This window comes from Bacillus sp. TH50, assembly GCF_016650565.1.
Lineage (GTDB): Bacteria > Bacillota > Bacilli > Bacillales > Bacillaceae_G > Bacillus_A > Bacillus_A mycoides.
Window position 1 is genome coordinate 1,308,535 of record NZ_JAEKFM010000003.1, and the last position, 12,755, is coordinate 1,321,289.

The window sequence follows — 12,755 nt, forward strand, 5'->3', positions numbered from 1 at the left end:
TCCCTAGCTTTCTCTTACTCTTCTTCTGCATCGACGATAAAGTTCGGATCTAATTCTTCAAACTCATCATCATCGACTTGGAAATCCTCGTCTGATTCTACGCAACCTTCAGGATTTACACTTACACAAATTTTCGTTTCCCCGACTACTTCTGTTACAAATTCACGTTCTACCGTCACAACAATTTTATTACCATTTGGCGATACAAGAGCTTCTAAACAATTTGGCGGCTGAATTACACGAGCGATAATTTCTAAATCGTCACCAGAGAAGTTTTTATCACGATACCCAATACTTACTTCATCATTGTAGTTAACACGTTCTGTTACAACTTCAGTCTTTGTGTTTCCATCAAATGAATACCAAGTGTTTACATCATAGAAACCTTCAATTTCCACATGTTTTCCATTCTTTCTCGCTTCGTACGAATGGTTAATTACCCAGCACCCTAAAATACTCGTTGGCTCATTATTCGATTCACATGTATGCGTTGACTTTGTATACTTACGTCCTTTTCCAACCACTGCTTTTGTAATAATCTCTCTAAATTCGGACATTCGTAACCCTCCTCAATCACTATTCACTTAATCATATGCGTGACAATAGCGGAATGTGTCATTCTTTTTTTTGAGAAGAATTTCCGATATAACCCACTAAAAAAAGAGATGTCAATAAGACATCTCTTTAACAACCACAATTTCCTTTTTTACTTTCTACTGCTGCACCAGTTTCGCCCTTCAACACATCGCCGCCAGTTGAAACTAATATTTCATCTGTTACATTGTTAGAAATGGTACTAGCAACTAGCTGTAGTAAGTCATTTACATACGTTTGTGAAGATTTAAACTCCTGTACAACTGGGATATTATCTAACTTATCTTGAAGTGCATCAATTTCAGCTTCTACTTTTTTCAAAGCTTCCCATTTCCCATAATGTTGCAAGTTTACTGCTTGTTTTTGCAAAGCTTTTATTTCATCAATTGCTCGCTTTACATTTTCATTTTTATGAATTTGTGCTTCTGCTCGCTTAAAGAAATCGACTTCTTCTGTTTCAGAGATCATTTTTGCTAATTCTTTCGCTTGCTCAACAATTTCATCTTTCGTATATACTTTCATCTATTATTTCACCTCAATCGGCTCCTTAACCAATTCCCCGTTAAGAGACCAAGTTTTTGCTTCCGTTATTTTTACTTTCACAAGCTGACCAATTAAAGATTTTGAAGCAACAAAGTTTACAAGTTTATTCGTACGTGTATATCCCGCAAGTACTTCAGGATTATTCTTACTTTCTCCCTCAACTAATACTTCTACAATTTGACCTATATAACGCTTATTCTTATTAATTGCATATTCATTCACTAGTGTATTTAAGCGTTGTAATCGCTCTTTCTTCACTTCCATCGGAACATTATCTTGCATTTTTGCAGCTGGTGTACCTTCACGCGGAGAATAAATAAATGTAAATGCCGTATCAAATCCTACTTCACGATATAACGACATCGTCTCTTCAAACTGCTCATCCGTTTCATTTGGGAAACCAACGATAATATCAGTCGTTAGCACTGCATTCGGAATTGTTTCTTTAATTTTTCGTACAAGCTCTAAATAGTGTTCTCGCGAATATTTACGCGCCATAATTTTAAGCATATCTGTACTACCAGATTGAACCGGTAAGTGGATATGTTCTACTAGGTTACCACCTTTTCCAAGAACATCAATTAAATGATTGTCAAAATCACGTGGATGGCTTGTTGTAAAACGAATACGCGCGATATCGATTTTACGAAGTTCATCCATTAAATCGCCAAGACCATATTGTATATCTTCAAAGTCTTTACCGTATGCGTTTACGTTTTGTCCAAGTAACGTAATTTCTCTATAACCGTTCGCAGCTAAATGGCGAATTTCTTTAATAATATCTTCTGGACGTCTGCTGCGCTCTTTTCCGCGTGTATACGGTACAATACAATATGTACAAAACTTATCACAACCATACATAATATTTACCCAAGCTTTAATATCACCACGACGTACTTTCGGAAGGTTTTCAATTACATCCCCTTCTTTTGACCAAACTTCAACTACCGTCTCTTTTGAGAACATTGCGTCCTTTAAGATATACGGTAATCTATGAATATTGTGTGTACCAAACACCATATCTACATGCTGATTTTTTTGCATAATTTTATTTACAACAGATTCCTCTTGAGACATACAACCACATACACCAATTATAAGATCCGGATTTCTTCGCTTTAATGATTTTAAATGACCAAGTTCACCGAACACTTTATTTTCAGCATTTTCACGAATTGCACAAGTATTTAATAAAATTACATCTGCCTCTTCAGTTGAAAAGGTTGCCTCATATCCAAGTGTTGTAAAAATCCCAGCCATTACTTCTGTATCATGCTCATTCATTTGACAGCCATATGTACGAATGTAAAACTTTCTTCCTGCGCCAAAATCGCGAAACTCTTTAGGTAGGCCAAAATCTCTTTCAATTTTAACTTCTTCTTTCCCACGCTTTTTCGCCAATTTCAAGGAAGGTGGTTGGTATACACTTTCAAAGTATTTACTATAATCTTTCTCTTCTTTTTTCGTAGAGGAATTTGCTTGTCGACTTGCTAATCGTTGTTGCTCGTTCATCGGTAATCTCCTTTCACCCTTAACTATACACACACTCTGTAGTCCATTTTAATGCGCTTAGACCCATCTCAATGATGTTAGATAGCATGAGAGATAACTTGCCCTTTGAAACTTGAGTAATCGATCTAATCATCCGTAAGAATGAAGTCTTCCCCACACAAATAGACATTCCCTTTTTTTATTTCATCTTGTCCTACCCAAAAGTATATTGCTTTATCCCTATACACATTATCATAGTATAGAGCCTTTAGCCAACTTTAACGAAGAAGGCTTCTTATCCTATATTTCATTTCACAGTTAATGAACATGCTATTTTTATACAACGATTTATATATTATTTTATCATTCTGAATTTTCTAAGTAAACAAATCTATTAATTATTTTTATTCACTCAAAAAGAAGGTTACCAAGCGGCAACCTTCTTTCCGATCATTACATAAATTCAGCAACAAGCTCATCAAACATTTTCTGATCCATATTCAAATCAGCTTGCACTAAAGGTTTTTCACTATAATCTTTTACAAGCTCTTGGTAAGAAGGCTGCTTTGTGTTTTGATAAATTAAACCTGTTACTAACCCGTTCTTTTCCATTAATGTTTGCATAGCCATCATGCGGTTAGATGGATCATATCCTTCTACTGTACTTAGTTTCGTTAAATTCTCTTTAAACCAATCATAAGTATTTACTTTATTATAAGTAACACATGGACTAAATACATTAATTAATGAAAAGCCTTTATGGTTAATACCAGCTTCAATAATTTGCGTTAATTCTTTTAAATCACTTGAAAAGCTTTGCGCCACAAATGTCGCACCAGCTGTTAAAGCCATTTCCATAACATTTAGTGATGGTTCAATTGAACCTTGTGGTGTACTTTTCGTTTTAAATCCAGCTTCACTACGTGGTGAAGTTTGACCTTTTGTTAATCCGTAAATTTGGTTATCCATTACGATGTACGTAATATCAATGTTACGACGAATAGAATGGATTGTATGTCCCATACCAATCGCAAAACCATCACCGTCACCACCGGATGCAATAACTGTTAAATCACGATTTGCCATTTTCACACCTTGTGCAATTGGAAGAGCACGTCCGTGAATACTATGCAAACCATATGAATTAATATACCCTGAAATACGACCGGAACAGCCGATACCAGAAATAACAGCTAGCTCATCTGGATTTAAACCAACGTTAGCTGCCGCACGCTGAATCGCAGCCTGCACCGAGAAGTCTCCGCAACCTGGGCACCAGTTTGGTTTTACACTGTTACGAAAGTCCTTAAATGTTGCCATTTAATACAACCCCTTTTTTACATTCGTTGTAAATCTCTTTCGGCAAGAATGGATTTCCATCGTATTTTAAAAGACTAGAAATTTTCTCGCCATTGCCAAGATTCATTTTCATAATGTTAGCAAGCTGACCAGTTGCATTGTTTTCTACTACTACAACACGCTTCGCTTTTTTCACAAGTGGATCGATTTCAGCTGTTGGGAACGGATGAATTAAACGTACATGGGCATGGTTTACTTTCATTCCTTCTTGTTCTAAACGCTGCATTGCCTCTTCGATCGCACCACGAGTTGAGTTAAAGCCTACTAACAATACGTCTGCGTCGTCATGCTTAGCATTTTTGTAAATAGGGGTATTAAACTGTAAATTCGCCATTTTACGGAAACGTTTGTCCATTTGATCTTTACGATTTAACGCTGATTCAGATGGTTTACCCGTTTCATCATGTTCTACACCTGTAACATGGTGAATACCATTTTTCATACCAGGTAAAACACGTGGTGAAATTCCATCTTCTGTTACTTCATAACGCTTGAAGTATGCTTTATTTTCACGTTCTGGTAATTCTACTTCTAAATCAAGCTTACCACGGCGAATTTCCACTTTATCTAACTTAAGTGGTTCTACTGTTTGCTTTCCTAAAGAAAGCTGTAAATCTGTTAAGAAAATAACAGGCACTTGATATTCTTCTGCTAAGTTAAACGCTTCTACAATATCATAGAAAGCTTCTTCAACTGTACTTGGCGCCATTACGATTTTTGGAATTTCACCATGTGTTCCGTAAATCATAGCCATTAAGTCAGACTGCTCTTGTTTTGTTGGTAAGCCCGTACTTGGACCACCGCGTTGTGTATCAATGATAACTAGCGGTGTTTCAGTAATACCTGCTAAACCAATTGCTTCCATCATTAAAGAAAGACCAGGACCAGCAGATGCTGTTAATGTACGAACACCAGCGTAGTTTGCACCGATCGCCATTGTACAAGCTGCGATTTCATCCTCAGTTTGGATTACTGTTCCGCCGACTTTCGGTAACTTTTTAATTAAATATTCCATAATTTCAGATGCAGGTGTGATTGGATATGCAGACATAAAGCGAGCGCCACCAGTTACCGCACCAAATGCGATTGCGTCGTTTCCAATCATAAACATGCGTTTCTTACCGTCAGCTTTTTCAAGCTGCATCATGTTTACTTTCTCACCAAGCAATTCTTTCATGTATTGAGAGCCGCGTTTAATTGCTTCCATATTCTTTTGAACGACTTGCTCTCCTTTACGACCAAAGATTTCTTCAACAACCTCTAAATAAGCTGTTTCGTCTAATCCTAATACCGCACTAGATGCCCCAACAGCAACCATATTTTTCATTAAAGATGTGCCTAATTCTGAAGCGATATCTGTAAACGGTATCACATATAGATTTACATCTGTATTATCAGGTATTGTCGGATTAAATTTCGCATCCGCAACTACAATTCCGCCCGGACGTAGTTCGTGGAAGTTAAAATCAATTGTTTCTTGATCAAAAGCAATTAAAATATCTAAATCATCTGAGATCGCGCGTACTTCTGTTGTACTTACACGAATTTTATTATTTGTATGGCCGCCTTTAATACGTGATGAGAAGTGGCGGTAACCGTATAGGTAATATCCTAATCGGTTTAATGCAATACAGAAGATTTCCCCTGTACTTTCAATTCCTTCACCTTGTTGGCCTCCAACTTTCCATGAAAGTTGACTAATCATCTCCTACACCCCTTTTGGCTGCATTCATTGTAGTGTATTTTTTTACAGTATTAGTTTAGCATTTTTTATGCAAATAAACTACAATGGACGCAAATTATGCCTCTTCTGTTTTCCCTGAATCTTTAGTATAATGCTATTTCGTTTACCATTCTAGTATTAGGTCTTAAAAAAATCAATAAATTCAAGTGAATTTATTTTAACTTTTCCGAATTATTAAAATATAATTTTTAGAACGTTATACAGTCAACAAAATTTTTATACAAAAATCGCTCTACAGTTGATTCATTATACTTTTTACACAGTTGATTCATTATATTTTCATAATCCCTATATACTTCTACACCTACAACAGTTTCTAAAATCCCATCAAAATCAGAACCGAATCCTATATTTTTTTCTCCACCTAATGAACAAATATATTCCACATGCCTTAATATATCTGCTATATTCGCTTGTCTTTCATTCGTTAAAAACTGCGGTACGAAAGTAATACCAATAATGCTATTTTTCTTTATAAGGGCTCTTATTTGTTCATCGGTTAAATTGCGTGGATGCCCACAAAGTTGATAACAGTTTGAATGAGATGCAATTGGGTTTTTAGCAATTTCAATAACATCCCAAAAGCTTCTTTCATTTAAGTGAGACACATCGGTCCATAAATGTAACGTATTAAGTTCTTGTACAACTTGTCTACCAAATGTAGTTAAACCTGCTCCACGTGCCTCTAGCGCTCCATCAGCTAACAGATTGGCATAGTTCCATGTCAATCCAAAGGAACGTACACCTAAGCGATAAAACAAACGTAATTTCATCGCTTCTTTTCCAATTGCTTCGCATCCTTCTAATGTTAATAATGCTCCAATCTCGTCCTGTTTTAGCATGTTAATATCGTTTTTTGTCTGAATAAACTTCATTCCTGGTAGCGATAGAATTTCATTATGAAAAATATCTATCATTTGCAGCGCAACTTCAAAACGCTTTTCATACGCTACTGTTTCTGGTATATATATAGCAAAGCATTGTATACTTCCTTTTCTTTTCATTAATTGTTCAAATGTAATATGTAATTGTGAATCGTTTTGAAAGTCTTTTTTTCCCTTTGCACTCCATAACTGAAAGAGTACATCGCAATGTGCATCAAAAATTTTCATTTTCATTCCTCCATTACAAAAACAACCTGTTTGCATACATGCAAACAGGTTGTTTCAACTTAACGAGGTTCTACAATTAATTTTATCGCTGTACGCTCTTCACCATCAATCATAATATCTGTAAACGCTGGGATACAAATCAAGTCCAAACCGCTAGGCGCTACAAATCCTCTTGCAATTGCTACTGCCTTTACCGCTTGGTTTAATGCACCTGCACCAATAGCTTGAATTTCTGCTGTTCCGCGTTCGCGAATAACACCTGCAAGTGCACCAGCTACAGAATTAGGGACCGACGTTGCTTTAACTTTTAATATTTCCATTCCGCGTTTCCTCCTCGTTTCTATAAAAAGTAATAGCAATTATTTCACTTTAACTTATATTCACGAGGAATGGCACGTATTCCTGCTAAATTTCTGTAATTTTTCTAAAAAATTAAAATATAACGAATTCTCTAACTTTTTGTTAAAAATCAGTCAAAAAATGGCTGGTCATCATTAATTAAAATGCGCTCAATTTTCTTTGCTTTCCCTGTATTAGGATCCACATCAATTAACACTGCACTTAATTGTGTTCTACCATTCGTCACTTCAAAACGCACTGGTAAGTTCGTTAAAAACTTCTTCAATACCGCTTCGCGATCCATACCTAAAATCCCATCATATGGGCCTGTCATACCAACATCTGTAATATAAGCTGTTCCACTTGGTAAAATACGATTATCAGCTGTAGGAACGTGTGTATGTGTACCTACTACCGCTGTAGCACGACCGTCTACATACCAACCTAACGCCTGCTTCTCACTTGTTGTTTCAGCATGAAAATCAACAAAGATAATGTTTGTACGTTTTTTTGCAATACTGATTAACTCATCCACTTTACGGAATGGACAATCAATTGGAGGAAGGAAAGTACGTCCTTGTAAGTTAATAACTGCAACTTCTGTTCCATTACAATTTACAAAGATAAGCCCTTTTCCCGGCGTTCCTTCTGGGAAGTTAGCTGGTCTTGCAAGATATTTTGCATCATCGATAAATTCAAATACTTCACGGTTATCCCAAGCGTGGTTTCCAAGCGTAACCGCTTGTGCCCCGCACTCTAAAAAGTTTCGATATATTTTTTCCGTAATTCCACGTCCACCCGCAGCATTTTCTCCATTAATAATTGTTACTGTCGGTGTATATTTCTTCTTTAATGCCGGTACGTACTGTTGAATCATGTCTCTACCAGGAGATCCTACTACATCCCCAACAAATAATATTCTCATATGTCTTACCCTTTCTATGTACTACATTTTTTATTACCATACTATAACCTTAAAGCTATTTCCTTACAACCGTTACAATTTATCTATTATAAGTTTCTTTCACTTGCATACTGCTCATAAATAATTTTCTTTATTTTACCCAATTCCAACACAAAAAAATAAAGTGGTGTTTCACCACTTTATTTTGCGTATTCCACTGCACGTGTTTCACGAATAACAGTTACTTTAATATGTCCTGGATAATCCAGTTCATTTTCAATACGTTTTCGAATATCACGAGCTAAACGATGAGCTTCTAAATCATCAATTGTATCTGGTTTTACCAGAATACGAACTTCACGTCCTGCTTGAATTGCGAAAGATTTTTCTACGCCTTCATAAGACTCTGAAATTTCTTCTAACTTTTCAAGACGACGAATGTAATTCTCAAGCGTTTCACTACGAGCTCCCGGTCTTGCAGCTGATAATGCATCTGCTGCAGCAACTAGAACTGCAATGATAGAAGTTGGTTCTGTGTCACCATGGTGAGATGCGATACTGTTTATTACAACAGGATGCTCTTTATATTTCGTTGCGAGTTCAACACCAATTTCAACGTGGCTACCTTCTACTTCATGATCGATTGCTTTTCCGATATCATGTAATAGACCAGCACGTCTTGCTAGTTTTTCATCCTCACCAAGCTCCGCTGCCATAAGTCCAGTTAAGTATGCAACTTCCATAGAGTGTTTTAAGACGTTTTGTCCGTAACTTGTACGGTATTTTAAACGACCTAAAATTTTAATTAAATCTGGATGTAAGCCATGAACACCCACTTCAAACGTTGTTTGCTCTCCGACTTCACGAATATACTCGTCCACTTCACGTCTTGATTTTTCGACCATCTCTTCAATACGCGCTGGGTGAATACGTCCGTCCTGTACTAGTTTATCAAGAGCGATACGAGCTGTTTCACGACGAATCGGGTCAAATCCTGATAGAATTACAGCTTCTGGTGTATCATCGATAATAAGGTCAATACCTGTTAACGTTTCTAACGTACGAATGTTACGACCTTCACGTCCGATAATACGTCCCTTCATTTCGTCATTTGGAAGATTTACAACCGAAACGGTTGTTTCAGCAACATGATCAGCTGCACATCTTTGCATTGCAAGAGATAAAATCTCTTTTGCCTTCTTATCCGCTTCTTCTTTCGCGCGAACTTCACTTTCTTTTACCATAACGGCAATTTCATGAGAAACTTCACTTTCCACTTTACCAAGAATAATTGCTTTCGCTTGTTCGCGGGTCAGATTGGAAATGCGCTCTAATTCTGTTTGTTGCTTTTGAACTAACTCTCCCACTTTGCTTTCCAACTCTTCAATCTGTTGTTGTTTCGCTACAAGAGATTCCTCTTTCTTTTCTAACTGTCGCTCGCGGTTATCGAGCGTTTCGTCTTTACGATCAAGGTTCTCTTCTTTTTGCATTAAACGATTTTCTTGTTTTTGTAATTCGCTTCTACGGTCACGAATTTCTAATTCAGCTTCTGTACGAAGTGTATGAATTTCATCCTTTGCTTCTAAAAGCGCTTCTTTCTTAAGTGCTTCAGCATCACGATTCGCTTCGTCTAGAATACGTTTTGCTTCATTAGCTGCACCATTAATCTTCGCTTCAGCAATAGACTTTCGAACAAAAAAGCCAACAACTGCACCGACTGTTGCAAGCAAAATGGAGATGAGTATCCAAACTGTACTACTACTCATGATTTCACCTCCCCTTGCTATGAATGAAAAAAGACTGTCGGCATGTACATTGAATTACAACGTACAGCAAAGACCGTCGTCCCGCTTTTTTAAGGGACTTTCTTCATTTCACAATTAAAATGTCATATTATTATTTCGGCAAGATTTAAGTCTTACTCCGAATATTACTTCTCTTCTTGAGAAGAGTATATCGTATATAAGAAAAAATATACATTCTCATTGTATCTATCGCAATTTTCATTGTCAAGCGTTGTCTACTTTTACTTTCTTTACCTTCAGCCCTGAATCTTATATGGATTAAAAAAACAGACGGCATATTATCCTGGAAAACCTTAGAAAATCCCAATTCATTCACTTAAAATATATGAATATTCCCCTTTACACATAGCCTTTTGGATAGAATAAATATTTTATCTCCAGCTATATACAACGCTTTCATAGTGGATTAAAAAATAAAAGACACGGGACCGTGTCTTTTATTTTTTAATCTTGACGAGTTGAATCTTCCGTGTCTTCAACACCAGAGTTTTCACCAATTCCGTGATGTTCACGAACAAAGAAGGCAATTTCTTCTCTTAAATCCGTATTCTCTTTTAAGAATTGCTTCGAATTTTCACGACCTTGTCCTAAGCGTTCTTCATTATAAGAGTACCAAGCACCGCTCTTTTGAACGATATCAAGTTCAGAAGCCATATCTAAGATTTCACCTTCTCTTGAAATACCTTCTCCGTACATAATATCAACTTCAGCAACACGGAATGGCGGTGCTACTTTATTTTTAACTACTTTTACTTTCGTTTTATTACCAACAATATCGTTACCTTGCTTTAACTGCTCAGCACGACGTACTTCAAGACGGACAGTTGAATAGAATTTCAACGCACGACCACCTGGAGTTGTTTCTGGGTTCCCGAACATAACCCCAACTTTTTCACGAATTTGGTTGATAAAGATTGCGATTGTTTTTGATTTGTTGATTGCACCTGAAAGTTTACGAAGTGCTTGTGACATTAAACGAGCTTGTAAACCAACGTGAGAGTCACCCATGTCCCCTTCGATCTCAGCTTTCGGTACAAGAGCTGCCACAGAGTCAATTACGATAATATCAACCGCTCCACTTCGTACAAGTGCTTCTGCGATTTCTAGTCCTTGCTCCCCTGTATCAGGCTGTGATAATAGTAATTCATCTATGTTAACACCTAATTTTTGTGCATATACAGGATCCATTGCATGCTCCGCATCAATGAACGCTGCTTGTCCACCTTGACGCTGTACTTCCGCGATTGCGTGTAATGAAACTGTTGTTTTACCTGAACTTTCAGGTCCATAAATTTCAATAACACGGCCACGTGGGTATCCGCCTACCCCTAGTGCCACATCAAGTGCTAAAGAACCACTTGAAATTGTAGAAATTCTACGCTCCGCTTGTTCTCCTAATTTCATAATTGAACCTTTACCGAATTGCTTCTCTATTTGTTTTAACGCCATATCTAATGCCGCTTGACGATCGCTCATTCAAAATTCCTCCTTAACTAAATTGCTAATCTTATTATACCTATTTTCAATTCAATTTGCCAACAAAAATCGAACATTTATTCGTTTTTTTATTTTATATCGAATAAAACTAGGTTTTCCAACAAAAAAAACTAGAAGAAATTTATATCTCTTCTAGCTTTTTAAATAAATGATAAAATCCATATTTTGTAGAGCGTTCTCTAATTTGTTGACGACTTCCACTTAAATTAAGCGAGAAGACTACAGCTGGTTCATCTTTAATCACCAATCCAATAAATACTGTTCCTGGTTCTTTATGCTCTGAAGCATCCGGTCCTGCCACCCCAGTGAAACTAATTCCGATATCTGCTTTTAACAGTTCCTTTACATTTTCAGCAAGATAGCGAGCACACTGTTTACTAACCGCGCCATCAGTACGTAACACTTCTTCAGGTACATGTAAAATTTGTTGCTTCACATCATTTTGATAACAAATGACACCGCCTTTAAATACAGATGAAACACCAGCATTTTCTGTTACTTGATTTCCAAAAAGACCACCTGTTAAACTTTCTGCACACGCTAAAGTTAACCCTTTTTCCTTCAATAGCCTTATTGCCTTGTAATGAAGGAAATCTTGGTCATATCCGTAGAAAAATTCTCCTACTCTTTCTAAAATCAAATCTTCCACATGCTGAATCAGTTTCTCCGCCTCATCAGCATCATGATGTTTGGCAGTTAAACGTAATGTCACTTCTCCATCATTTGCAAGTGGTGCAATGGTTGGGTTCGTTTGTCCATCAATTAAATCTTGAACTTTCACCTCTAATTGAGATTCCCCAATACCAAAAAAACGAAGAACACGAGAATAAATATTTTCCCCCGTTGTAAACTTACATAAAAAAGGCTCTACGTAACTTATATACATCGGCTTCATTTCTTTTGGTGGTCCTGGTAATAAAATATAAACTTTTCCGTTCGTATTTAATCCCATACCAGGCGCCATACCGTGATCATTCGCAAATACAGTCGATCCATTTAAAACGAGCGCCTGCTTTTTATTATTCTCCGTAAATTCACGGCCTGTACGCTTAAAATAATCGCTTATCGATGTTAATGCCTTTTCATCATACACAAGCTCTTCATCTAAACTAGACGCTATTGTTTCTTTCGTTAAATCATCTTTTGTCGGTCCTAATCCACCTGTAAAAATGAGCATATCAGCTCGTTCTTCAGCCAATTCAATTGCCTTCTGTAATCGCTTGTTATTATCCCCAACAACAGTATGGTAGTACACGTTAATTCCGATTGAAGCTAACTTTTCAGATAAAAACTGGGCATTTGTATTTGCAATTTGTCCAAGTAATAATTCCGTTCCAACCGCAATAATTTCAGCATTCATCCCAATT

11 protein-coding genes are annotated in these 12,755 nt (G+C 36.8%); all 11 read right to left on the reverse strand.

All coding sequences use genetic code 11. The features are described from left to right. Nucleotides 1–14 precede the first annotated feature (14 nt). The 11 genes from cotE to JFU23_RS06790 all read right to left on the reverse strand — a co-directional run bounded on the left by cotE (nucleotide 15) and on the right by JFU23_RS06790 (nucleotide 12,748). Nucleotides 15–557, reverse strand: coding sequence for an outer spore coat protein CotE (gene cotE / locus JFU23_RS06740; RefSeq protein ID WP_002014610.1), 543 nt, complete (start codon nucleotides 555–557; stop codon nucleotides 15–17). Between the two features lie 127 nt (nucleotides 558–684). Continuing rightward, nucleotides 685–1,116 carry a YlbF/YmcA family competence regulator gene (locus tag JFU23_RS06745; protein WP_002033698.1) on the reverse strand — a complete coding sequence of 144 codons (432 nt, stop codon included), beginning with the start codon at nucleotides 1,114–1,116 and terminating at the stop codon, nucleotides 685–687. Between the two features lie 3 nt (nucleotides 1,117–1,119). Then, nucleotides 1,120–2,649 carry a tRNA (N6-isopentenyl adenosine(37)-C2)-methylthiotransferase MiaB gene (gene miaB, locus JFU23_RS06750; protein ID WP_201031667.1) on the reverse strand — a complete coding sequence of 510 codons (1,530 nt, stop codon included), beginning with the start codon at nucleotides 2,647–2,649 and terminating at the stop codon, nucleotides 1,120–1,122. Between the two features lie 432 nt (nucleotides 2,650–3,081). Further along, nucleotides 3,082–3,948: a 2-oxoacid:ferredoxin oxidoreductase subunit beta gene (locus JFU23_RS06755; RefSeq protein ID WP_002088040.1), complete on the reverse strand. Its 867-nt coding sequence runs from the start codon at nucleotides 3,946–3,948 to the stop codon at nucleotides 3,082–3,084. Then, nucleotides 3,935–5,692, reverse strand: a complete 1,758-nt coding sequence (locus JFU23_RS06760; RefSeq protein WP_002014603.1) for a 2-oxoacid:acceptor oxidoreductase subunit alpha — start codon at nucleotides 5,690–5,692, stop codon at nucleotides 3,935–3,937. The genes JFU23_RS06755 and JFU23_RS06760 overlap by 14 nt, the downstream gene beginning before the upstream one ends. A 227-nt stretch (nucleotides 5,693–5,919) precedes the next feature. Continuing rightward, the gene (locus tag JFU23_RS06765; RefSeq protein WP_061688551.1) at nucleotides 5,920–6,843 is read right to left on the reverse strand and encodes a dipeptidase; all 924 of its coding nucleotides are present in this window, start codon (nucleotides 6,841–6,843) and stop codon (nucleotides 5,920–5,922) included. Between the two features lie 59 nt (nucleotides 6,844–6,902). Continuing rightward, complete coding sequence (spoVS, locus tag JFU23_RS06770) at nucleotides 6,903–7,163, reverse strand: stage V sporulation protein SpoVS (protein ID WP_000404341.1); 261 nt, start codon at nucleotides 7,161–7,163, stop codon at nucleotides 6,903–6,905. A 149-nt stretch (nucleotides 7,164–7,312) separates the two neighbouring features. Beyond that, a complete protein-coding gene (locus JFU23_RS06775) occupies nucleotides 7,313–8,107 on the reverse strand; it encodes a TIGR00282 family metallophosphoesterase (protein ID WP_002014601.1) in 795 nt (264 codons plus the stop codon). A gap of 179 nt (nucleotides 8,108–8,286) precedes the next feature. Then, a complete protein-coding gene (rny, locus tag JFU23_RS06780; protein ID WP_002014600.1) occupies nucleotides 8,287–9,852 on the reverse strand; it encodes a ribonuclease Y in 1,566 nt (521 codons plus the stop codon). A 483-nt stretch (nucleotides 9,853–10,335) separates the two neighbouring features. Beyond that, the gene (gene recA / locus JFU23_RS06785) at nucleotides 10,336–11,367 is read right to left on the reverse strand and encodes a recombinase RecA (RefSeq protein ID WP_002014599.1); all 1,032 of its coding nucleotides are present in this window, start codon (nucleotides 11,365–11,367) and stop codon (nucleotides 10,336–10,338) included. A gap of 142 nt (nucleotides 11,368–11,509) precedes the next feature. Next, the gene (locus JFU23_RS06790) at nucleotides 11,510–12,748 is read right to left on the reverse strand and encodes a competence/damage-inducible protein A (RefSeq protein WP_002014598.1); all 1,239 of its coding nucleotides are present in this window, start codon (nucleotides 12,746–12,748) and stop codon (nucleotides 11,510–11,512) included. Between the last annotated feature and the right edge of the window lie 7 nt (nucleotides 12,749–12,755).